The sequence below is a fragment of the Mesorhizobium sp. 1B3 genome (assembly GCF_050958605.1).
In the GTDB taxonomy this organism is placed as follows: Bacteria; Pseudomonadota; Alphaproteobacteria; order Rhizobiales; family Rhizobiaceae.
The window spans coordinates 77,195-97,954 of record NZ_JBJHDO010000005.1 but is presented as its reverse complement, the minus strand read 5'-3'; the positions used below and the strand labels follow the sequence as shown (position 1 = coordinate 97,954).

The 20,760-nt window shown below is 60.1% G+C and carries 23 protein-coding genes and 2 pseudogenes; 11 read left to right on the top strand and 14 right to left on the bottom strand.

Annotated features, from left to right (window positions below; all coding sequences use genetic code 11):
- Positions 1–86 precede the first annotated feature (86 nt).
- The 10 genes and pseudogenes from ACCO56_RS15220 to ACCO56_RS15175 form a co-directional block, all read right to left on the bottom strand.
- Entirely contained in the window at positions 87–1,145 is a 1,059-nt protein-coding gene (locus ACCO56_RS15220) for a TRAP transporter substrate-binding protein (RefSeq protein ID WP_433641615.1), read from the bottom strand.
- A gap of 173 nt (positions 1,146–1,318) precedes the next feature.
- Entirely contained in the window at positions 1,319–2,410 is a 1,092-nt protein-coding gene (locus ACCO56_RS15215; RefSeq protein ID WP_433641614.1) for an alpha-hydroxy acid oxidase, read from the bottom strand.
- Positions 2,411–2,722: 312 nt separating this feature from the next.
- A complete protein-coding gene (locus tag ACCO56_RS15210; RefSeq protein ID WP_433641613.1) occupies positions 2,723–3,595 on the bottom strand; it encodes a hypothetical protein in 873 nt (290 codons plus the stop codon).
- Positions 3,596–3,820: 225 nt separating this feature from the next.
- A complete protein-coding gene (locus tag ACCO56_RS15205) occupies positions 3,821–4,417 on the bottom strand; it encodes a DUF4852 domain-containing protein (RefSeq protein WP_433641612.1) in 597 nt (198 codons plus the stop codon).
- 121 nt (positions 4,418–4,538) lie between these two features.
- Positions 4,539–4,880: a DUF4870 family protein gene (locus ACCO56_RS15200; RefSeq protein ID WP_433641611.1), complete on the bottom strand. Its 342-nt coding sequence runs from the start codon at positions 4,878–4,880 to the stop codon at positions 4,539–4,541.
- A gap of 39 nt (positions 4,881–4,919) precedes the next feature.
- Positions 4,920–5,360, bottom strand: a complete 441-nt coding sequence (locus ACCO56_RS15195; protein ID WP_433641610.1) for a hypothetical protein — start codon at positions 5,358–5,360, stop codon at positions 4,920–4,922.
- A 168-nt stretch (positions 5,361–5,528) separates the two neighbouring features.
- Positions 5,529–6,182 (bottom strand): response regulator transcription factor, encoded by a 654-nt coding sequence (locus ACCO56_RS15190; RefSeq protein WP_433641609.1) that lies wholly within the window; start codon positions 6,180–6,182, stop codon positions 5,529–5,531.
- 239 nt (positions 6,183–6,421) lie between these two features.
- Positions 6,422–6,690: pseudogene (locus ACCO56_RS15185) on the bottom strand (DDE-type integrase/transposase/recombinase); the annotation flags it as partial.
- 62 nt (positions 6,691–6,752) lie between these two features.
- Positions 6,753–7,487, bottom strand: coding sequence for an SDR family NAD(P)-dependent oxidoreductase (locus ACCO56_RS15180; RefSeq protein WP_433642015.1), 735 nt, complete (start codon positions 7,485–7,487; stop codon positions 6,753–6,755).
- Positions 7,488–7,594: 107 nt separating this feature from the next.
- On the bottom strand, positions 7,595–8,389 hold the full coding sequence (locus ACCO56_RS15175) for an IclR family transcriptional regulator (protein WP_433641608.1): 795 nt from the start codon (positions 8,387–8,389) through the stop codon (positions 7,595–7,597).
- Between the two features lie 173 nt (positions 8,390–8,562).
- Here ACCO56_RS15175 and ACCO56_RS15170 point away from each other — a divergent pair, with 173 nt between their 5' ends.
- From ACCO56_RS15170 to ACCO56_RS15120, 11 genes and pseudogenes are all read left to right on the top strand, one after another.
- Positions 8,563–9,102 carry a 2,4'-dihydroxyacetophenone dioxygenase family protein gene (locus ACCO56_RS15170; protein WP_433641607.1) on the top strand — a complete coding sequence of 180 codons (540 nt, stop codon included), beginning with the start codon at positions 8,563–8,565 and terminating at the stop codon, positions 9,100–9,102.
- Between the two features lie 129 nt (positions 9,103–9,231).
- A complete protein-coding gene (locus ACCO56_RS15165) occupies positions 9,232–10,038 on the top strand; it encodes an ABC transporter permease (RefSeq protein ID WP_433641606.1) in 807 nt (268 codons plus the stop codon).
- On the top strand, positions 10,035–10,841 hold the full coding sequence (locus ACCO56_RS15160; RefSeq protein WP_433641605.1) for an ABC transporter permease: 807 nt from the start codon (positions 10,035–10,037) through the stop codon (positions 10,839–10,841). Before ACCO56_RS15165 ends, ACCO56_RS15160 begins: the two co-directional genes overlap by 4 nt.
- Positions 10,838–11,596: an ABC transporter ATP-binding protein gene (locus ACCO56_RS15155; protein WP_433641604.1), complete on the top strand. Its 759-nt coding sequence runs from the start codon at positions 10,838–10,840 to the stop codon at positions 11,594–11,596. Before ACCO56_RS15160 ends, ACCO56_RS15155 begins: the two co-directional genes overlap by 4 nt.
- Positions 11,597–11,598: 2 nt before the next feature.
- Positions 11,599–11,916 carry a hypothetical protein gene (locus ACCO56_RS15150; protein WP_433641603.1) on the top strand — a complete coding sequence of 106 codons (318 nt, stop codon included), beginning with the start codon at positions 11,599–11,601 and terminating at the stop codon, positions 11,914–11,916.
- Between the two features lie 11 nt (positions 11,917–11,927).
- Complete coding sequence (locus tag ACCO56_RS15145; protein ID WP_433641602.1) at positions 11,928–12,995, top strand: ABC transporter substrate-binding protein; 1,068 nt, start codon at positions 11,928–11,930, stop codon at positions 12,993–12,995.
- A 78-nt stretch (positions 12,996–13,073) separates the two neighbouring features.
- The gene (locus ACCO56_RS15140; RefSeq protein ID WP_433641601.1) at positions 13,074–13,853 is read left to right on the top strand and encodes an SDR family oxidoreductase; all 780 of its coding nucleotides are present in this window, start codon (positions 13,074–13,076) and stop codon (positions 13,851–13,853) included.
- A gap of 23 nt (positions 13,854–13,876) precedes the next feature.
- On the top strand, positions 13,877–14,644 hold the full coding sequence (locus tag ACCO56_RS15135; protein WP_433641600.1) for an SDR family NAD(P)-dependent oxidoreductase: 768 nt from the start codon (positions 13,877–13,879) through the stop codon (positions 14,642–14,644).
- 44 nt (positions 14,645–14,688) lie between these two features.
- Positions 14,689–15,810: an iron-containing alcohol dehydrogenase gene (locus ACCO56_RS15130; RefSeq protein WP_433641599.1), complete on the top strand. Its 1,122-nt coding sequence runs from the start codon at positions 14,689–14,691 to the stop codon at positions 15,808–15,810.
- A gap of 65 nt (positions 15,811–15,875) precedes the next feature.
- Complete coding sequence (locus ACCO56_RS15125; RefSeq protein WP_433641598.1) at positions 15,876–16,280, top strand: VOC family protein; 405 nt, start codon at positions 15,876–15,878, stop codon at positions 16,278–16,280.
- Between the two features lie 70 nt (positions 16,281–16,350).
- A pseudogene (locus ACCO56_RS15120) lies at positions 16,351–16,574 on the top strand (IS6 family transposase); the annotation flags it as partial.
- A 54-nt stretch (positions 16,575–16,628) separates the two neighbouring features.
- Here the strand turns inward: ACCO56_RS15120 and tssE are convergent.
- The 4 genes from tssE to tssB all read right to left on the bottom strand — a co-directional run bounded on the left by tssE (position 16,629) and on the right by tssB (position 20,742).
- The gene (gene tssE, locus ACCO56_RS15115) at positions 16,629–17,105 is read right to left on the bottom strand and encodes a type VI secretion system baseplate subunit TssE (RefSeq protein WP_433641597.1); all 477 of its coding nucleotides are present in this window, start codon (positions 17,103–17,105) and stop codon (positions 16,629–16,631) included.
- Positions 17,106–17,109: 4 nt separating this feature from the next.
- Positions 17,110–18,633, bottom strand: coding sequence for a type VI secretion system contractile sheath large subunit (gene tssC, locus ACCO56_RS15110; protein ID WP_433641596.1), 1,524 nt, complete (start codon positions 18,631–18,633; stop codon positions 17,110–17,112).
- A 96-nt stretch (positions 18,634–18,729) separates the two neighbouring features.
- Entirely contained in the window at positions 18,730–20,223 is a 1,494-nt protein-coding gene (gene tssC / locus ACCO56_RS15105) for a type VI secretion system contractile sheath large subunit (RefSeq protein WP_433641595.1), read from the bottom strand.
- A 3-nt stretch (positions 20,224–20,226) separates the two neighbouring features.
- Positions 20,227–20,742 carry a type VI secretion system contractile sheath small subunit gene (gene tssB, locus ACCO56_RS15100; RefSeq protein WP_433641594.1) on the bottom strand — a complete coding sequence of 172 codons (516 nt, stop codon included), beginning with the start codon at positions 20,740–20,742 and terminating at the stop codon, positions 20,227–20,229.
- Positions 20,743–20,760 lie beyond the last annotated feature (18 nt).

Genomic DNA, 20,760 nt, shown 5'->3' with positions numbered 1-20,760 from the left:
CACCTCTTGGATTGGTCATTGTCGCAGAGGTCGCCCCGGCCACGCCCGCCTTGAGCGCGCGACCGAAGCGACCGCCGCGAGAGTTCTTACTGCGCGATAGAGATGTTCACCGCCGCGCCGGCGGAATCGCTCCACGCCTTGGCGCATTCGGGACCGCAGCGCTCGGCATAACGCTTCAGTACGAATTCCGAGAGGATCCGCTCGCGCACCCCGGCATCCGCCGGGCTCGTGCGAACCAGCTTCATCTTGGCCGGCTCGCCATACTTGCAGGCGTCGCCATCCAGAAGCTCGCCGGTCAGGCAGGCAATCCCCTGCTGTTCATCGGAATGGGTGAGACTCCAAGTCCTGTCCGCGAACTTCCCGGCCTCCTGCTCGATGAGGGCACGCGTGTTGTCGTCGAGGGCCGCCCAGCGCGACTCCGTCACGCCCATGAAGCCCATCGCGCCGCCGATCGGCATTTCGTAGAGATAGTTGACGACGTCGAACCACTTCGATTTGTACATCGCGATCGCGCTGGCCATCGCACAATCAACGACACCGCGCTGTAAAGCGGTCGGAACCTCGGCGAGCGGGATCGACACGCTGATTGCGCCAAGCCCGTCCATCAGGTCGCTCTGGGTCGTCGCGAAGACGCGCACCTTGCGCCCCTTGAGGTCCTCGAGGCTCTTGAACTCGTCGCGGCAGGCGATGACGGGAAGCGGGAAAGGATAGTTCGTAACGAGCTTGATCCTGTGCACGTCGCTCATCGCCTTCTCTATGACGGGCGAAAAGGCGCCAACCACCTTGCGCTGCTCTTCCGCGCTGCGGGCGACGAGAGCGAGGTCGAACCCTTCGAAGATCGGGTCGCCTGACACGATGTAGGAGTACAGCGCGAAACCGACGTCATACGCGCCAGTCGAGAGCAGCTTGATCGCCTCCGAACCGGATAGGCCGAGTTCATCGATCGCCTGCATGTCGGCCTTGATCTTGCCGGACGATGCTTCAGGGATCGCCTCGTTCCACAAGGGCGCTTCGTAGCCCTTGTAGGTGGACGCGTTGCTCCATGTCCCAATGATCTTGAATGATTGCTCCGGAACGTCGTTTGCATAGGCCATCGTGGCGGTCAGAATGCCGGCCAAACTCGCAATCAGACGACGGTAACTCATTTTCTTGTTCCCCTGTTAGCACACGGAAAGGGAAACTGAAGCCTGCGCCTCACAAGTCAAATCAGACCTGTTTATGACCGCTATCAGGAATAGTTTTCCGATGCGCGGTGATTGCCCAACATATTGAAAACACTTCCCTTCCGATTCACGGCCCACCTACCGGATCCCGCCACTCAGTCGAACTCCAGCAGCTTTGGCGTGATCTCGGCGACGCTTGCGACACCGCACAACTGCATGGTGCGCCGCAGTTCGTCGCGCAGAATCTCGAGGGCGCGCGACGCGCCTTCCTCACCACCTGCGCAGACGCCGTAGAGCGTGGGGCGGCCGATCAGGACCGCCTTTGCCCCGAGAGCGAGGGCCACAACAATATCGGAACCGCGCCGGACCCCTCCGTCCACCATGATCTCGACATCGCGCCCGAGCGCCGCGACGATTGGCACGAGCGCATCGAGGATCGCGTGTCCGGCATCGAGCTGGCGGCCGCCGTGATTGGAAACGACAATCGCGTCGCATCCCATGCGGGCGGCTTTCTCGGCATCGGAGGCTCGCACGATGCCTTTGACGATCATCTTGTGCGGCCAGATATCACGAATTCGGCGCAGGCCTTCCCAATCGAAAGACGGGTCGTAGTTGCGCCCCACCGAGGATGCGAGCGCCTTGGGGTCTCGGCTCGCGGCTTCCAGCCCGATCAGGTTGTACATTGGCGGAACCCCTCTTGCGAGCATCGGGAGCGACCAGCGCGGGTGCAATGCGAAATCGAGGAAGTTGCGCGGCGTGAAACGGAACGGGATCGAGAAATGGTTTCGGAAGTCGCGCTCCCGCTTGCCGCCGACCGCAAGATCGACGGTAATCATGAGTGCCTCGTATCCGGCTTTCTCGGCGCGAGCGACGAGCTTTTCCGTGAAGGAGCGGTCTTTCAGAATATATGCCTGGAACCACCTGCGGCCCTGCGGGATCGCTTCCGCGACCTCCTCGATCGAAGCGGTCGCAGATGTCGAAAGCCCATAGGGCACATTCGCGCCTGCCGCCGCCCGGGCTATCGCCACATCTCCCTTGTGCCAGCCGAAACCCGCCACGCCCGTCGGGGCGATGGCCAGCGGCAAGGCGCAAGACGCACCCAGTATTTCCGTCTCCAGCGAGATGTCCGAAACGTCCCGAAGCACGTAAGGCACGAGAGCATGGCGGCGATAGGAGCTTCGATTGGCAGCTAGCGCGCGTTCATCCTCCGCGCCCCCGTCGAAGAAATCGAAAATCGCCCTGGGCAATCGTCTCCTAGCCATCTGGCGAAGCTCTTCGATCGAGTACGCGCCAGCGCATCTTGATACTCGTTTCATGGATTTGCTCTTTGGGCTCACGCGATCCTGGACATATTGTCCCGGAATGTTAGCGATAACATCCCTTCCTTGCAACATGTCAGCCTGGAGAGATTTGAGCCCGGCGGTCGAGGATCAACGTGGGATCGGCTCCGCCGCCAGCAGGATTAGCCGAACGCCTTCAACCGGCTGGGCGCGTCTCGACAGGAGCCGGGTCTAGGATCGTCCGCGACTTTCTCGCTGTGAGAATTGGCTGCTAAATCCTCAGTGATACGGCAGATCGAAAACGAGCCGGGCGTTCGGCGATTTCTCACTGTAGCCGACAACTTTGCAGCCTTCGCGCACAGGCGCTTTTCCGGTCAGCACGAGCTTGTCAGAGTCCGTCGGGAAATAGCCCTCGACATGGTACGAAGCAGGCTCACAGCCCTTCTTGAAAGTAAATGCCATGCCCTCGACGGGACCATTCATGATGATCGCTCCCCTGAAAAGCAGCGCGTCGTACGGCACAATCCCTTCAAGCGACTCTTTCGGATGGATGTAGGTTATGGTGCCCATGCCGTAGTCGATCCGCATGGTCGAACCGTTGTGGCCCGCGATTTCGCCATACTCGGAATGCTCTGCTGCTGTAACGACCATCCTGAGCGGTTGCATGTCAAACGGTGCCCCATACGGACATAGCGCCCGCCATTGAGCCGCCAAGGCTATGCCGCCCGCTGCGTTCGAGGTTCCAACCGTCTCCCCTGACTTGGTATCCTTGAATTTTGCCCAGCCGTCCCACATGCCGTCGCCTGTGTTCCTCCAGAGGCCGTTGTAGATGTAGCGGTCTCCAAAGATGGAAGTCAGTTCCCCTGAATGGCAGTTGGCGCTGGCCTCATATACACGCCCCGCTTCGCTATCCAGGATCTCGTCGGCGCAGGCCTCGGCGGGATCACTAGGCTTCCAGTTCCCGCACCAGTCGACCGCAGATTCGCGTGTGACTTTAGCCTTGGCAATGGAGTTCCTGCCGCCGTAGTCGTTTCGTTCGAAGATGATCGCGCTGGGTTCCTTGGGGTGCGTCGGCAGGATGTCACCTGCCCTGGCCGAGGCTTGCGCGGAAAAGCAAACCAAGGCTGTCAGAAGGAGACGAGGAGTGACCATGAAGGGACCTTCCTGAAAGCAAGAAATCTATAAAAAGCCATCCCGCCACCTCTTCCGGAGGCAGACGGGATGGTAGCCTGAACTCAATGTGGCCGCAGAAGGATTCGTTCACCGGAACTCGATGCTAAAGCATGTCGCGCGAATTGGGTTTCGCCCGACATGCGTTAGCTGTCGTTTTTGCATGTCCTTTGCCCAAAACCGCTGCACACTTTTGGGCGACATGCATTAGTTTGTGGCGCTTTCCCTAGCGATCTTTGTGATCAGCGTTCGTCCGTCGTTGTCATATATCTCGACGCTTTGGATTTCCGATTTCAGATCCCCACGAGCTGGGACCTCTTTCATCACAATACTCAGTTTCGCCAGGACGGTGCGATTGACATAGCCTCCAGACGATTTTCGCGAGTTCAGGAAAGCCTTCGCTTCGTCCTTGGCCATCTGGATCCCATCAACGAGATCTGCATTCAGGAATGATACCTTTATCTTTCGTGGTAGATCGGTGCAGCAATGATCGAGTTTAAAAAACAGGCCATCAGCAAAGGGGCGAAAGTCGAACTTCTCATTCTTGAAATCATAATCTCCGAATTCGAAACGGGACTGAATGATGAAAGTCTCGGATGCGTCAGCCGCCGCAATACGGTCCTTCATCATTCTTAAGGTTTCTTCCCGTTTTTCCTCCAGTTCGAACTCGTCATTTCGGAATTTCGACCAGACCTCTGGGCGATATGTCTCCATATAACCGTCGACAATGTCTTCAGGCATCAAAGTCGAGTCGAGCTTTAAATAAACTGGCAGAACAGAATCGTAGGTAAAGTCTGCGGCCATGGAAGGCAGGCCGGATGCCGGCAGCGGAGGAGATTTCTGGCAAACGTTTTCACTGGATAGCCCTCATGCAGAAATTCAGAAACGGCTTGGCAGTCAGGATGGGCATTGAGATCCCGTCCGCTCAAATCCACCACGTCGATGGCTTTGCGATGGGCTCGTTGCGGGACAACAGCACCAGACTCTTGATCGTGCGGACCAGATACCAGATGCCCGTCGCCACGGCGGTGAACAGGCCTATCAGCACGAAGGACAGCAGGATGTTGACCACCGTCAGCAGTAGCGACTTCCAAAAGGTCCCGATGAGATAGGTGTAATGTGACGCGACCATCGGTGATGCCTTAGGTCGGTCGATGTAGGCAATGACCACTCCTGCCAGCGGAAAGAAGAACATCAGAGCATCTGCGACGTAGGCCAGGATCTTGTTTTCGGTCGCGGGCGCAAGGGTTACGGTTGATTCGGACATTCACTTCTCTTCCGTTGGCATGGGGATTTTTCGAACTTGCTAATCTTTTAGCTTTATCTTTGTTTCGCTAGGAAGGATCGCATCCAGCCCTTTTTCTTTGAGCCGTTCGGTAACGGTCTTGTGTCCCTGATCTTTCAGATAGCTGTCGACACGCGATACGCTCTCCGGGGACCTGCCGATTTCGATCTTGGACAGCTTCAGCGTTGCGTCTCTTTCTGTTGGCTGTCGGTCCAGTTTGAACATGCAGTTCAGATCCGTGAAAATCATTTCACCGAGGCCGTTTGGTCCATGTATGAGAAGGTGGACTCTGTCTCCTTGAAGTTCCTTCTTCTCAAGTTTGGCTTTGCCGCTCTTCTCAGGCGGTTGTCCCGCTTCCAGTGCCGCGAAAACGGTTTCGCAGGCCTGGACAGCTTTGTCCTCGACGCTGCCATTGCAGGCCGCCAGGGGCGCCAGCAAGAGCAAGCCCCAAATCCTGTTCATTAGGGTACCTCAGTTTCTGTCCTAAAGGCTGGAGCGAGCATTAGCGGACCGCAGAATCCACTCCTCGAAAATGGGTTCTGCGCTCGCAAATGCATGGGCCCCCGCCCACTAAGCTAGCGGGTAGTCGAGGGGACAGGATTTGGCCACTAGGTAGAAATACCCATGGGCTCAATCGATGATGGATTGCGCGACAGCGATCGCCACGGCCTGGGTCACGTTCCTGGCCCCAAGCTTTTTCTTGATGGCTTCGATCTGGTGCTCGACCGTCCGGTACGAAATTGCCAGACGTTGTGCGGCTTCCTTGGAAGAGAGCCCCTGCGCCAGCAGGTAGAGGATGTCCTGCTGTCGATCGGTCAGCACTCGTAATTTTGGTTCGGCGGGAAGCAATAGCCGGGTCTTGGTAATCGAAAGCGCCCAGCGTGACTGCTTCTGTTCTCTTGACTGCTTCTTCTCTCTTATCGGCAGGATTAGCCGATCGTAGACCGCGATTTGGTCCTGGATGCGTGACCTCAATCGAAGTCGGCTGAAATTTCCCGTTTCTTTTGCATCAAGGTAGTGCGGAACGATATCCTTCCGCACATATTCCTGGTCGGCGTAAGCCCCGAAGGTTGGCTGAATCCCCTGCATATCTACATTCTCGATGAGGGTATCCAGCCCGAATCCCAGAGGATCGTCGGGGAGAAGGTCGACGACATATAGGTTTGTGGTCGCGTCGCAGAGCGGCTTGAGCTCCTGGGTGAGCGCGTATACCTGCTGTGAATTCGTCGGCTTTTGGTTCTCCAATTGTTCCAGAGCATGCTGGAACAGTCGTACAGTCTGCATTTCGGCCCCCAGTTCCCGATGATCGCTAACGCAACTGCGGGTAGCGAGGAAGTCGGGAAATCGCTGGCGGCAGAGCCATCCACAACCCGCAACTGACGAGAGTGGCCTCGACACAAAAGCCTTCGAAATTTATCGCCGGGATTGGGCTTTTTTCGAGCGAGAGGGTATGCATCGCCGCCGAAATTGGAAGGGGCACAGGTTTCGAGCTGGAGCAGCATTGTCGGCGAACAACGGCCTGACTTACAACGCCTGCTGCCGTCGACGACGATGCGATCCGGTCGGATCGGGGGGGTCAAGGCCTTACGCAGGAAGCGTTCGCCGCTTGAAGACAACGATGTTCGCTGAGCCAAAATTCGACTATGCCGCCCACGCTGTCGATCGCTCGATGGAGGTACATCCAGCGGCCGCGAACCTTGATGTCCGTCTCGTCCATATGCCACTTGCCGCTCATTGCCCGCTTGCGTCGGGTGAAGCGCCTCAGCAGCAGCGGCGAGAAGTGGACGACCCAGGGTTAATGTGTTCCGTTCTCAACATGCGGCATCAGTTTACGCCTTGCCGTTCATGACGTGGCTAGTAAGTGGCGCGCCCTCCTGAGAGGTCGAAAACCGCGCCAGTGTTGAAAGAACACGAATTGGAGCTAAGCCAGAGGACCATCTCGGCGACCTCTTCCGGTTCGCCAACTCTGCGCATCGGGCTTTTCGCAAGCATCGTTGCGACATGCTCGGCGCTCATCTGGTCGAGTAGCGTTGTGTGAACTGCCGCAGGCGCAATGGCATTCACGAGCACGCCAGTGCCGGCAAGCTCCTTCCCGAGCGACTTTGTCAAAGCGATAACGCCGGCTTTCGAAGCGCTGTAGGCAGCCGCATTCGGCGTGCCTTCCTTGCCTGCCAGCGAAGCTATGTTGACGATCCGGCCCCAGCCATTTGCTTTGAGCGCGGGCAGCAGCCTGCGGGTCACCGTAAAGGTGCCGGTTAGATTCACATCCAGAATGCGGCGCCAAATATCCGGATCGTAGTCTTCCACGGGTAAGGTCGCCCCCGCGAAGCCGGCATTGTTCACGAGAATGTCTATCCTGCCGAGCTCTTCCAGTGTTGCGTCTGCGGCGCGATCGACGGAGATTGGATCGGCGACGTCGACCGTGAGCGTTCCGGAGGCAACGTCATCCTTCGCTGCCAAATCCCACACCATGACCGACGCACCAGCGCGGCGGTAAGCGTCAACAATGGCCGCTCCAATGCCCAGCGACCCTCCCGTGACCACGGCGGTACATCCATCAAATCTGTAGCTGGCGCATTGAGAAGGCATACAGTCGGCTCTCTGGCGACCACATTGTGAACAATTTCGCCACAATATGGCTATCACCCCGTGGAATGGCCGTCAATGTCGTCCAATTCGGGAATTACGTCGACGCGTTACACGACTGTTGCAAGCGCTGCGGTGATTGCCTGCACGGTTTCGCGCACTTTTTCGACGTATGTTCTGGCCCGGTCCTCATCGTAGCGGTAGATGGGAATGCTCAGGCTGACCCCGCCGACAGGCTTGCCCGAACGATCGAATATTGCACCACCGAAGCAGCGTATATCCGGTTCGTTTTCTTCGTTGTCGTAGGAATAGCCGCGTATTCGTGTCTTCACAATTTCCGTGTAAAGAGTGCCTGCGTCGGTAATAGTGTTTCGAGTTCGTGGCTTGAGGTCGAGTTCCTCGATAATTCGACGACAGTCTTCCTCCGGCAATCCGGCAAGATAGGCCTTCCCGACCGATGTACTGTGCATTTCCACGCGTGTTCCAATGCGCGACGTCATGCGTACCGTCCGCGGGCTTTCGAGCTTGTCGATGTAAACCATGCCATGGCCACTTGGAACGGCGAGATGCACGGTCTCGCCAGTAGCGTTGCGCAGCGCTTCGATGTGGTCTCTCGCAATGGACCGCAGATCGGATGTTTCCCAGCTTTTCGAAGCCAGTTGGATAAGCCTGTGGCCTAGTTGGTAAGTGCCGGTTTCGAGATTTTCCGTGACGAGCCCTTCAGCGATGAGGGCAGTGACGATGCGATAGAGCGTGCCCCGCGGATATGGAAGCTGACGTCCGAGGCGCGCAATGTCGAGCCTCCCAGGATGATCGGCAATCGCATTGAGGACAACCATGAATTTGGAAAAAGATGCGGTGCCTTGCACCTGCGTCCTGGGGTTGGCTCCGGCGCCCTCATTCATCTCTCGCGTCCTTTCCGACGGTGCTTGACAAGCAAACTTTGGTCTGTCGATAATATGGGCACATTATCCACAATGTGGACGTTGGGCAATCGCAGTCTGATTTGTATTGAACCGGCGGTGTTGGGGCGTGGAGGAAGCAGAGCCCTGGTGCCGGATGGTTGGGGAGGAGAGATATGGCGGTCAATCAGCGGGGCAATGCACCCGCCAGCGAGAAATGGGTGCCCTATAAAAAGGCACAGCCGCGCGAGTCTCCGCCTGAGCTCGTGGTCCCGGACGCGATCCCTGCCGATGATCGTGTGTGGGTTCCCGTCGAAGAGAATGTCTGGTTTCGGCCGCTGCTGATGTGCGTGTCGCGCGGTTATTGGATGAACTTGCTGAAGGTGCGCAAAGCCGGCGTGCTCTCGCGGCATCGTCACCCGCTTCCAGTCCATGGCTACGTGATCAAAGGCGAGTGGCGTTACCTCGAGCACGACTGGGTCGCACGACAAGGCGGCTACGTCTACGAAGCACCAGGTGAAACACATACACTTGTCGTGGACGAGCACGTCGAGGAAATGATCACGCTGTTTCAGGTCAATGGCGCGATGATCTATGTCGATCCGGACGGGGCTACCGTCGGTTACGACGATGTGTTCACACGCATCGACAAGTGCCGCGCACATTACACCAAGAACGGCCTGGGCGCCGACTTTATCGACCAGTTCATTCGATAGTCACTCGTGGCTTCACCTGCGCCCGCTGTGGTGCGTGGAAGAGGATGGCCGGGAACACCCTGGCAAATGGGAGAGAGATGTCCGTTATCGTTATCCATCTGCGCAAAGCGGAAGCGAGCGAGCCTGCCTATGGCTGAGGAGGCTGTCAGCTTCTCGCCGGTGCCGTACAGACGTACATGGCAGGCGGTCAAGTTCGCTGCGCCGCTACTGCTGCTCGTGGTGCTGTGGCAGGTGGTCGTATCGGCGTTCGATGTTAATCCCCGCATCTTCCCCGACGTTCCAACCGTGCTGCGCGCCGGCTGGGGGACGATGGCCGACGGTTCGCTCGCCGCCCATGTCGGCGCCAGCATGCTGCGCGTTTCGGTCGGCACGGTGCTCGCCATCGTCACCGCCGTGCCGCTCGGCATCGCCATGGGCGTCAGCAAGGGCGTGTCCGACTTCCTGACGCCGCCGTTTCGATTCTTCTCGGTTCTTGCCGGTATCGCTTGGATCCCCATTGCAACGCTTTGGTTCGGCTACGGATTCGGCGCCATCACCTTCATCATCTTCAATGCCGTCTTTTTCGTGGTCGCCTACAACACGCTGCTGGGCGTTTCGACCATTCCGATGCCGCTGCGCCATGCGGCTGCGTCACTGGGGGCCAGCCGTTGGCAGATGCTGACTCAGGTGCTGCTTCCCGGCGCGCTGCCGAACATCGTCACCGGCATCCGCACCGGCATGGGTTTCGCATGGCGCGGGCTGATTGCCGCCGAGATGATCGCCACCAATGTCGGGCTCGGTTACATGCTGTTTCTTGCCCGCGACTTCTACCGCACCGAAGTGATCGTCTTTGCGATGATCGTCATTGGCCTGATCTGGCTGGTGCTCGACAGGCTGCTGCTGGCGCCGTTGGAGCGCACTACGGTCGAACGCTGGGGGCTGGTGCAGCGGTCATGACGGCAATCTACACTGTATGGGGCTACTATGCCCGCTGGACACAGCGCTGGCCCGCGTTAGCGGCCTTCGTTCCCTTCGTGCCGTTGATCGCGCTGTGGTGGTTCATCGCGTGGCTGCAAATCTTCCCGCCTACCTTCCTTCCAGGTCCGGTCGAAGTGGTGCAAACGGGATGGGACCTGGCCTACAAAGGCATTCTCAGCGAGTATCTTGCCGATAGCTTGGCGCGATTGGCCGTTGGGGCAACTGCCGGCATGGTGATCGCCATTCCGCTCGGCGTGTTCATCGGCCTCAACCGCAAGGCGCACGAATTCTCCTGGCCAATCCTGCTGTTCTTCCAAGCGATCGGCGACATCGCATGGCTGCCGATCCTGCTGGTCTGGTTCGGTTTCGGGTTGACGACGATGACCTTCGTGATCGTCTACACGGTGTTGTTTCCGGTGGTGCTCAACACAGTGCTGGGCATCCGCTCGGTCAAGCCGGAACTGCGCCGCGCCGCCCAGAGCCTCGGCGCATCGCCCACGCGCATTCTGCTCGAGGTGATGCTGCCGGGCGCACTCCCCAACATCATTACCGGCCTACGCAACGGGCTCGGCTACGGCTGGCGCGCGCTGATCGCGGCCGAGATCATCGTCGGCACCAGCGGCATCGGCTTCCTGATGTTCGACGCGCGCCGCGCCGGCTCCGTGGAGGAGATCGTCGTCGGCATGATCGTGCTCGGCGTGCTTTGGTACATCGTTGACAGCTGGTTCCTCGCGCCGATCGAGCGCGCGACGGGTCAGCGCTGGGGATTGGTGACGTCATGAAAAGCCTGGCTCTGGAAAACCTTTCCAAGACCTATTTCGACCCCTATCGCGGCACCAAGTTCACTGCGATCAAGGATGTATCGCTAAGCGTGGAGGAAGGTGATTTCGTCGCCGTGGTGGGACCTTCAGGCTGCGGCAAGTCGACTATTCTCAACATGATCGCTGGCTTCGTGAACGTCACTGGCGGGCGCATCCTCGTCGATGGACGCGAAGTGAAGGGGCCGGGTCCAGATCGCGGGGTGGTATTTCAGTCGCACGCCCTGTTTCCCTGGAAAACGGTGGCCGAGAACGTCACCTTCGGCCCTAAGATGCGCGGAGTCGGCAAGCAGGAGCGGGCGAAGATCGCGGAAGAGTATCTGGCGCTGGCCGGCCTGTCGCACGCGGCCGACCGTTATCCCGCCGAGCTTTCTGGCGGCATGCAGCAGCGGGTCGGTGTGGTGCGCGCTCTTGCCAACAATCCCGACGTGCTGCTCATGGACGAGCCCTTCGCCAGCGTCGACGCGCAGACGCGCATGACACTTCAGGAAGAACTGACCCGCATCTGGGAAGAACGGCGGCCGACGGTGGTCTTCATCACCCACGACGTGTCTGAGGCTGTGTTTCTGGCCAACCGGGTCGTCGTGCTTTCGAAAGGGCATGTGCTGAAAGAGGTCGACGTTCCGCTGGCACGGCCGCGCTCCTGGGATCTGCTGGTTGAGGACGACAAGTTCAAGGCACTGTCGAACCAGGTGCTGCAACTGGTGCGCTCGGCATGAGCATGCTGCGCGACGCCATACGCTCGACGCGCGGCAAGGTGGTGATCGGGGTTGTCGCCGCGATTCTTGGCTGGCAGGCGTGGCTGAGCGCAGCGGCGGCCGGCAAGATCGGCGAAGGCATTCCGCAAGAAAGGCGGCGGGTCGATGTGTTGGTGACCCTGGCCTTTCCGCCGGAACGCTTTCACATCCAGAAATTCCAGAAGCTCGGGCGGGTCTCGGGCACGAAGGAAAACTCCGTGCAGGTGCGCGGGGTCAACAGAGCGGATCTGAAAGCACTGGCGAGACCCTTTTGGGTCCTGAAGGTGGAGCCGCTGACATGAGGAGGAGAAGAATGATTAGACGACTGGCATTGGCGGTCGGTCTGGCGCTGGCGGCTCCGATGGCCGCAAGCGCCCAGGACGACCTCGTAGAACTCAAAGCAGGCATGGTTTCTGGCATCGACCAGCTCGGCCTGCCGATCGCGCTCGAGCAGGGCTTCTTCGAAAAGCATGGCCTCGACGTGACCATCGCCAACCCCTACGCGACGGGCGTCGATTCGCTCAATGCGCTGCAGGCCGGAGAGGTGGACACGGTCCAGGTCGGCGTGCCGATGATCGGCGCGGTCGTGCGTGGGATGAATCTCGTCGCGCTCGGTAACTATTCGGGCAACGCCGCCCAGCTCGGATCCGACACCACCATGGCGCTGGTCGCTCGCGAGGGATCGGGCATCGACGGCGACGATCTTTCGACGCTCAAGGGCAAGAAGATCGCTGCCTCGTTCGGCACCATCAACCATCTCTACGTCCTTGCGCTGATCGAGGCGGCCGGCCTTTCGGTCGACGACGTGCAACTCGTCAATACCCCGCCGCCGGATATGACGGTCGCGCTGCTGTCGGGCGGCATTGACGCCTTCTCCGGCTGGGACCCCTGGCCGATCGTCGCCCAGAAGGACGTACCGGGCGCCTATCAGGTGGTGCGCGGGGGCAACTATATCTCCTATGTCGGCTTCAACGTCTCGATGAGCGACTGGGTCGCCGAGAACGGCGAAACCATCGAAAAATATCTCGCCGCTCTTTCGGAAGCCGACCAATGGATGCGCGCCAATCCGAAAGACGCCGCCCAGGTGGCGACCAGATGGATTCCGGGCCTCGACCCGGCGGTTGCGGAAGAGGCGATGGGCTACAACATCCAGCAGGCCGACCGCCGGCTTTCGGCCAACAATTACGAGGCTCTGCACGCCGCGGTGTCGACGCTGCATCGCCTCGGATTCATCGATAGCGCCTTCGACGTGAACAAACACATGAACGCCACGCACATCGTCAAGGTCATGAAGGAGCAGCCGGAACTGTTCTCGGACCTGCCGGAAATTCCAGCCGACGCCATGATCGCCGAGGGCTACACTTTTACGCCTAAGGATTGACAGACACATCCCGCCGCCCTGGGCGGCGGGATGTCCACCTCCGCGCCGCCACGGCGCACAAATGGAAAGTGCTCACAGATGGATCTTGGGATCAAGGGCAGAACTGCCATCGTATGCGGCGGATCGAAGGGGCTCGGCCGGGGGGCGGCCGAAAAGCTTGCCGAAGCAGGCGTCGACATCGTCCTCAACGCGCGTTCGCAGGGGCCGCTCAACGAGGCGGCGGGTGAGATCGCTCGGAAATACGGGGTCAAAGTGACCCCCGTCGCGTGCGACGTGACGACTCCGGAAGGGCGCGCCAAGCTGCTGGAGGCAGCGCCCGCGCCCGACATCCTCGTCAACAATGCAGGGGGCCCGCCGCCCGGGATGTGGCAAGACTGGGGCGAGGAGGAATGGCAAGCAGCGATCCGCGCAAACATGCTCTCGCCGATCCATCTCATCACGGCCGTACTGCCGGGCATGATCGAACGCCGCTGGGGCCGCATCGTCAACATCACATCCGGCTCAGTGAAGGCGCCAATTCCCGCGCTCGGTCTTTCGGGTGCGGCGCGCAGCGGGCTGACCGGCTTCGTCGCAGGCACGTCGCGCCAGGTGGCGCATTATGGGGTGACCATCAACAACCTGCTGCCAGGCCAACACGAGACTGCGCGCATAGAATCGCTTATGAACAGCACCGCGAACCAAAAGGGCATCAGTGTCGAGGAAGCTCGGGCGCAAGCCTATGCGGCCAACCCGGCAGGACGGTTCGGCACCACCGAAGAATTCGGTGCGATGTGCGCGTTCCTGTGCAGCCAATACGCCGGCTACATCGTCGGCCAGAATATCCTGCTCGACGGCGGCGCGATCAATTCGACGATATGACGCCGGCAGGCGGTGAGACAGACATGATCATCGACATGAGCACTACGGCCGACTCCAACTGGGCCCGCCCATTCTTCGTGGGAAAAAGCGTCCTGGTGACCGGAGGAACCTCTGGCATCGGCGCGGCCATAGCGGCCGGATTTGCCGCAGCGGGGGCGAGCGTCATTGCCACTGGAGCGACCGATGCCGAGGTCGAAGCGGTGAGGGCTGACGCATGTTCCGGCGTGGGCTTCTGCCAGCTCGACGTCCGTGACCGCACGGCGGTAGAGGCGCTGGTGGCTTCGTTCGACGCGCTCGATGTAGTGGTGAACTGCGCCGGCATCATCCGGCGGGGCGACGAGCTGGACCCGGATGTCTTTGCCTCTGTCGTCGATATCAACCTGACCGGCTCGATGCGCGTTTGCGCAGCGGCACGGCCGCTGCTGGCGCGCTCCGGAGCCGCCGCGATCGTCAATCTCGCCTCGGTGCTGACCTTTCAGGGCGGCGGTCTCGTACCAGGTTATTCGGCCAGCAAGGGCGGTATCGGCCAGATGACGAAGTCGCTGGCCATTGCCTATGCCGATAACGGCATCCGCGTCAACGCGGTCGCCCCCGGCTGGATCACAACACCGCTGACATCTGCGCTGCAGGCTGACCCGGCACGCAGCGAGGGGATCCTCGCGCGCACGGCGATGAAGCGCTGGGGACGGCCGCAGGATATCGTCGGCGGGGTGCTATTTCTCGCATCGCCCGCGGCCGCTTTCATCACCGGGGTCATTCTCCCAATCGACGGTGGCTATCTGGCCACCTGATGTGCCTGCGCATTCTTATTTCCTCGTGACCACTGGACCGGGCCATGGACATCATCAACTATCTGACGACCATTAAATTCGGCGCGGGGGCGCTCGTCGCGCTTCCCGGAGCAATGCAGGAACTGGATATCCAACGGCCGCTCATCGTGAGCGATCATGGCATCGCGAGTACGGGTCTTCTCGATCGGCTCAAGTCGGCACTGACCATGAGGGCACCGACTTTCCTCGATGTGCCGACCAACCCGACGGAAAGCGCGGTCAAGCAAGCTCTCTCCGTGTATCGCGAAGGCAAGTGCGATGGTGTCATCGCATTTGGAGGCGGTTCGCCGATTGATTTGGCAAAAGGCGTAGCCTTGCTAGCTACCCATGATGGAGATCTTGAGCAGTATGCGGCTATTCTCGGAGGCATTCCGCGCATCACCAGCGCCGTCGCGCCGCTGATCGCGATCCCAACGACCGCAGGCACCGGATCGGAAGTCGGGCGTGCCGCTTTGATCACGCTTGAGGATAAGCGCAAGCTTGGATTCATCAGCCCGCATCTCATTCCAAAACAGGCTATCTGCGATCCTGAGTTGACGCTTGGTCTTCCGCCTTACCTGACCGCGGCAACAGGTCTCGACGCATTGTCACATTGCATCGAAACCTATTTGTCGCCGCGCTATAATCCGCCGGCCGAAGCTATCGCGGTCGATGGTTTCGCGCGTATCTGGAAGGCGTTGCCGCAAGCTTTTGCCGACGGAAACGATCTTGATGCTCGCACGGAACTGATGATGGGCGCGCTTCAGGGAGGGTTGACCTTCCAAAAAGGGCTGGGCGCCGTTCACGCACTAAGCCACGCGCTCGGCGGACTGAAGTCGCTCAAGCTTCATCACGGCACACTCAACGCAATCCTTATGCCGCCCGTTTTGCGATGGAATGCAGAAGCCGCCACTGCAAAGATCGAACGCCTCGAACGAGAGGCTGGGTTGCGCTCCACGACACTCGCTGATGCTCTGGATAGGCTGAATGCCAATTTTGGTCTGCCTTCCACCCTTTCCGCGCTCGGCGTATCGCGGGATATGTTCAACTGGATCTGTGAGCGAGCACTGGCAGATCACAGCCACCAGACGAATCCGCGTGCCCTAACCGCGGCAGACTATGGCGCCATCCTCGAAAGCGCGATGTAGCGCTGACGCTCAATACAGCCAATTTATCTTTTTGACGTCTGACATACAATTTCTTGGATGTTCCCATGCAGATTCGCAACAGCGTTCATCATATCCACATCAAGTGCCACGACCCGAAAACCGCGGCCGATTGGTATGGTGACGTGTTCGGTTTCGAGGTGGTTGCGGATTCGGTGCGTCCAACTGGCGATCGCCTCATCCGCTGCGCCCTTGAGGGAAATCAGCCTCCGTTCCTGATCATCTCGAATCCGGCCCGTGGAGAACTGTTACCTGAGGGACGCTATGAGTCGTCACTCGGATTGGAGCATTTCGCCATTACAACGGACAATTTGGAAACGCTTGTGGAGAGAGCACGCGCGCACGGCGCAGAGTTGTTGGACAAGCCGGCCACACTTCAAGACGGTACGCTGATCGCCTTCATCAAGACACCCCAAAATCTGCGTATCGAATTGATGCAGCTTCCGCAATAGGGTCCTGTCGCGAACTCTTTTGTAAGCGTGGGCAGGCATGGAGGCGCTTCAACATTTCGAGGAGCCTGCCGTGTTCAAAGGCCGCCATTTCGATCAGTCGGTGTTCCTGCTGTGTATCCGCTGGTATCTGGCCTACAATCTCAGCCTACGCGATCTGAGATGGTGGCGGAACGCGGCCTGAGCGTCGATCACGCCACCATGCATCGCTGAGTTGCCGACTTCTCACCGAAACTGCTGGAGCGCTTCAACCGTCGCAAGCGTTCGGTGACGGGCAGGTGGCACGTCGATGAGACGTCTCATCGCCGCTCTGCTCGAAGTTTGCGACAGAACCCCCAGTCCCTGCCCCGATCACGCGAGGATGCGCAGACCACCAGTCGCCGGATCGACGACGGTGTCATAGACCACTGCCTCGCTCGCTCCGTCGGCCTGAAGGACGGCGCGCATACGGAAACGCAAGGTACGATCGAGGCTCGAATCCCGATCGACCAGTTCCACTTCCAACTCGCGAAAGCGCGGCTCGAATCGCTGGATGATCGTTTCTAGCTGCTTGCGAAAGGCCTCCTGCTGCGTCGGTGTCGCCAAGTTCTGGTTCTGGAGACCGGGAAGCCCGTAGGATAATACGGACGCCGCCAATTCTCCCATATCGGTCCCCATTACAGTTCTGGCAGGGCGTGTGTTGAGCAGAATCTCCAGGTCGCGGCGCACACTTTCCCGCAGCTGGCGCATGGCGCTGTCGGCGTTACGGTCGGTCTCGATGCTGTCGCCCTGGAGGAGACGATCGAACAGCGACAAGCGCGGCGGCGATGATGGGGCAGAGCGAGCCATGCTATCAGCGCCCTGCGCCTGGTTCGAGATTGGTGCGCAGCTTGAGGCCCGTCACCATCTGGTCGAACTGAAAATGCGGCTGAAGCTGCAGTGTGCAGCTCATGATGCCGGGGCGGCCCGGCACCTCCCTCACCTCCACGCTCGCACTGTTCAAAGGATATCTCGCCTTTAGTTCCGGACCGGCATCTGCATTTCCGATGGTGTAGTTGCGAAGCCAGTCACCCAGCATGGTTTCGAGCGCAGCGGGAGTTGTGAAGCGCCCTACGCGATCGCGGGCCATAACCTTGACGTAATGGGCAAAACGACTGACGCAGAGCACATATTGCAGCATGGATGACAATCGCGCATTAGCTTTCTCGGCGGTGTCTGCCGCAGCCGGAGCTGCATGGAGCGACTGTGCGCCGAGCAGGACGATGGACCGCGTGAATGCGGCCGGGCTGAAGGACACGAAGCCGAGCTCCTCGAGCGCCTTCTGCTTCTTGTCGGTGAGCTCCACCTCGAGCGGGCGCCGGAATGCGATCTCCTCGCCCGTCGAGAAGGGAGGCATCGACAACCTGGGTTCGTTTTCTGCATCGCCGATCCTGGCGCCCTTGATATCGGCGAACCAGCCGCTTTCGCGGAAAGTGCGGATGGCCACGGCGCCGAATGCATAGACGGCGTTGCCCCATAGCCACGAGCCAAGATCGCCGCTGCCCTCCCGATACAAAAATCCGTCCTCCCGCGCCGAGTCGATGCCATAGGGCTCTCTCATCAGGATACGCGGCATGACGACGCCGAGAAAACGGCTGTCTTCCTGCTCGCGCAACTTTTGCCACCGCTGATATTCCGCGAGGCGGAAGCCGGCATCAAGGCGTTGGACATAGGACAGGTCTGCGAAGCTTGAGACACCGAGCAAATCAGGCGCTGCACCTATGATGCAGGGCGAAAAGGCAGCCGCGGCTACTTGCGAGAGACCGGCCAGGGCACTGACATCGTCGGTCGGCGGATGCCCCGCCCTCTTGTGGCGAACCGCGTAGTCGCACAGCAGAAGCCCATAGGGCACGCCGCCGGGCATGCCGTATTCCTCGCTGTAGACCTTGGCAAAGAGCGCGCTCTGGTCGAACTCGATCGAGCGGTCGAAGTCCCGCGCGAGCTCCTGCCACGTGGCATTGAAGATGCGCACACGAACCCTGTCGTCGCCATGCGCCGTATCGAGCAGCAGTTCGACGCCGCGCCACGCGCTTTCGACGCGCTGGACATCCGGATGATGAAGGATGGTGTCGAGCTGATCGCCCATCAGCGTGTCGATCGCCGCGATGTCGCGGGTCATCATCGCCCTAGCAACCGCCCCGCCGGCGCCGGACGACCCGAGCCATGCGCGCAGGGCATGCGCGGGCCGGTCCTCGGCCAGAAACGCATCGAGGGCGCGCGCGGCATCGTTATCGCCTCCGAGCACCGCCTCGACGAGGGACATGCGCAGGCCGGCTTGGCTCGCCGGCTGCGCGTCGCGGAGGTTGGTCTCCGCGGCGATCAGATCGAGGTCGTCCATCCCGGCCCGGTGCTCCTAAGCTTGTCGCGTGAATCGAGATTCACGCGACAAGCTCATGTCGCGCAAATCCCGATCTGCGCAACCGGCGCTTTAGCCCTACCCCATCTGCGGGATACGGGCGACGAGACGCATGGAGGCGGTCAGCTCTTCCATCTGCAGCCAAGGCCGCAGGTAGGCCACGGCGTTGTAGGAGCCTGGAGCGCCCGGGATCTCCTTCACCGAAACGGTCGCCTCGGCGAGCGGGTACTGCGCCTTCATTTCCGCGCTGGCGTCCGGGTTGCCATTGACGTAGTTGCGGATCCAGTTGTTGAGCCAGCTCTCGCAGTCCGAGACTTCCATGAAGGAGCCGATCTTGTCGCGGCCCATCACCTTCAGGTAGTGCGAGAAGCGGGACGTCGCCATGATATAGGGCAGACGCGCCGAGATCGCCGCATTCGCGGTGGCATCGGGGTTGTCGTACTTCTTTGGACGCTGCGTCGTCTGCGCACCGAAGAACACAGCGTAGTCGGTGTTCTTGTAGTGGCAGAGCGGCAGGAAGCCCAGCTTCGACAGTTCCGCCTCGCGGCGGTCCGTGATGCCGATCTCAGTCGGACACTGCTGGTCCACGTCGCCGTCATCGCTCGTGAAGGTGAAGCTCGGCAGGTTCTCGACCTTGCCGCCGCCTTCCGCGCCGCGCACGGCGACGCACCAGCCATATTTCGAGAATGCCGAGGTGAGACGCTCGCCCAGGGCGTAGGAGGCGTTCATCCAGGTGAACTTGTCCGGAGTCATCGCGCTGACGGTGCCATTGGCATCGATCGGCGCCTCCTCGAACTCGAACTCCTCGATCTGCCGACCCTTGGAGCCATAGGGCGTGCGCGCCAGCACGCGCGGCATGGCAAGCGTCACGAAGCGGCTGTCCTCGCTGTCGCGGAAGCTCCGCCACTTGATGTATTCGGAGCTCTCGAAGATCTTTTCCAGATCGCGCGGCTTCGACAGTTCAGTGAAACTCGACAGGCCGAACATCTCGGAATTGGCTGCGGCGATGAACGGCGCGAAGGACGCGGCCGCCACGTTCGACATGCCCTGGAGCACCTCGAGATCCTCGGTGCCGTTGCCGAACGCGTAGTCGCCGATCAGCACGCCGTAGGGCTCGCCGCCGGGGGTGCCGAACTCGGATTCGTAGATCTTCTTGAAGGTCTGGCTCTGATCGAACTCGACAGCCTTGGTCAGATCCTTGTGCAGCTCCTTCTTGGTGATGTTCATCATCCGGATCTTGAGCGTCGCGCTCGTCTCGGAGTTCTTGACGAGGTAGTTCAGCCCTCGCCAGGAGCCTTCGAGCTTCTGGAAGTCCGCGTGATGCATGATCGCGGAAAGCTGCTTGGACAGCTTTTCGTCGATCGCGGCGATCGCCTTGTTGAAAGTCTGCGTCAGGTTCTTCGAGAACGTGACCGTGCCGGCCAGCGCCTCCGAAGTCAGCGTGCGTAGCAGATCCTGCATCTCGTCCGGTTCGGCGGTCTTGGTGACGCTGATCGCCTGATCGAGCAGGCTGAGGCTCCCGGTTTGCGCTTCCGCGGCTACGCCGGCTTCCGTCTTGGTTTCCGCACTCATCGATCAACCCTCCGCCTTGCCGCCTTCGACGCCCAGCTGCTTGGACAGCTCGCCGAGCTTTTCAGTATTCTGGAGCACCTCCTCGAGGAGGCCTTCGAGTTCTTCCGATCGGTCGACCTTCGACATCAGGTCGCGCAGCTTGTTGCGAACGGCGAGCAGCTTGCGCAGCGGCTCGACCTGATCCACGATCGAGGCCGGCTCGAAATCGTCCATCGACTTGAACTTGAGTTCGACCCCGATCTCGGAGCCATCGCCAGCCAGCGTGTTCTCGACCTTGAACTGTGCGCCGGGCGTCATGCGCTGCATGACGTCATCGAAATTGTCCCGGTCGATCTGGACGAACTTGCGGTCGCGCAGTGGCTTCAGCGGTTCGTAAGGCTTGCCGGAAAAATCCCCCATCACGCCCACGACGAACGGGAGTTCCTTACGGACCTCCGCGCCTTCCGTCTCCACGTCATATGTGATGTGCACGCGTGGTGCACGCACTCTCTTCAGCTTCTGTTGTACGCTCTCTGCCATGATATTCCCCCTATCGAG

Excerpts from the sequence above, each read along its gene's own strand:
- ACCO56_RS15175 (WP_433641608.1), bottom strand. The coding sequence starts at position 8,389 with ATGAATGAGGGCGCCGGAGCCAACCCCAGGACGCAGGTGCAAGGCACC.
- ACCO56_RS15220 (WP_433641615.1), bottom strand. The coding sequence starts at position 1,145 with ATGAGTTACCGTCGTCTGATTGCGAGTTTGGCCGGCATTCTGACCGCC.
- ACCO56_RS15190 (WP_433641609.1), bottom strand. The coding sequence starts at position 6,182 with ATGCAGACTGTACGACTGTTCCAGCATGCTCTGGAACAATTGGAGAAC.
- ACCO56_RS15200 (WP_433641611.1), bottom strand. The coding sequence starts at position 4,880 with ATGTCCGAATCAACCGTAACCCTTGCGCCCGCGACCGAAAACAAGATC.
- ACCO56_RS15195 (WP_433641610.1), bottom strand. The coding sequence starts at position 5,360 with ATGAACAGGATTTGGGGCTTGCTCTTGCTGGCGCCCCTGGCGGCCTGC.
- ACCO56_RS15150 (WP_433641603.1), top strand. The coding sequence starts at position 11,599 with ATGCTGCGCGACGCCATACGCTCGACGCGCGGCAAGGTGGTGATCGGG.
- ACCO56_RS15160 (WP_433641605.1), top strand. The coding sequence starts at position 10,035 with ATGACGGCAATCTACACTGTATGGGGCTACTATGCCCGCTGGACACAG.
- ACCO56_RS15145 (WP_433641602.1), top strand. The coding sequence starts at position 11,928 with ATGATTAGACGACTGGCATTGGCGGTCGGTCTGGCGCTGGCGGCTCCG.
- ACCO56_RS15125 (WP_433641598.1), top strand. The coding sequence starts at position 15,876 with ATGCAGATTCGCAACAGCGTTCATCATATCCACATCAAGTGCCACGAC.
- tssE (WP_433641597.1), bottom strand. The coding sequence starts at position 17,105 with ATGGCTCGCTCTGCCCCATCATCGCCGCCGCGCTTGTCGCTGTTCGAT.
- ACCO56_RS15155 (WP_433641604.1), top strand. The coding sequence starts at position 10,838 with ATGAAAAGCCTGGCTCTGGAAAACCTTTCCAAGACCTATTTCGACCCC.
- ACCO56_RS15130 (WP_433641599.1), top strand. The coding sequence starts at position 14,689 with ATGGACATCATCAACTATCTGACGACCATTAAATTCGGCGCGGGGGCG.
- tssB (WP_433641594.1), bottom strand. The coding sequence starts at position 20,742 with ATGGCAGAGAGCGTACAACAGAAGCTGAAGAGAGTGCGTGCACCACGC.
- tssC (WP_433641595.1), bottom strand. The coding sequence starts at position 20,223 with ATGAGTGCGGAAACCAAGACGGAAGCCGGCGTAGCCGCGGAAGCGCAA.
- tssC (WP_433641596.1), bottom strand. The coding sequence starts at position 18,633 with ATGGACGACCTCGATCTGATCGCCGCGGAGACCAACCTCCGCGACGCG.
- ACCO56_RS15180 (WP_433642015.1), bottom strand. The coding sequence starts at position 7,487 with ATGCCTTCTCAATGCGCCAGCTACAGATTTGATGGATGTACCGCCGTG.
- ACCO56_RS15165 (WP_433641606.1), top strand. The coding sequence starts at position 9,232 with ATGGCTGAGGAGGCTGTCAGCTTCTCGCCGGTGCCGTACAGACGTACA.
- ACCO56_RS15140 (WP_433641601.1), top strand. The coding sequence starts at position 13,074 with ATGGATCTTGGGATCAAGGGCAGAACTGCCATCGTATGCGGCGGATCG.
- ACCO56_RS15205 (WP_433641612.1), bottom strand. The coding sequence starts at position 4,417 with ATGGCCGCAGACTTTACCTACGATTCTGTTCTGCCAGTTTATTTAAAG.
- ACCO56_RS15210 (WP_433641613.1), bottom strand. The coding sequence starts at position 3,595 with ATGGTCACTCCTCGTCTCCTTCTGACAGCCTTGGTTTGCTTTTCCGCG.
- ACCO56_RS15135 (WP_433641600.1), top strand. The coding sequence starts at position 13,877 with ATGATCATCGACATGAGCACTACGGCCGACTCCAACTGGGCCCGCCCA.
- ACCO56_RS15170 (WP_433641607.1), top strand. The coding sequence starts at position 8,563 with ATGGCGGTCAATCAGCGGGGCAATGCACCCGCCAGCGAGAAATGGGTG.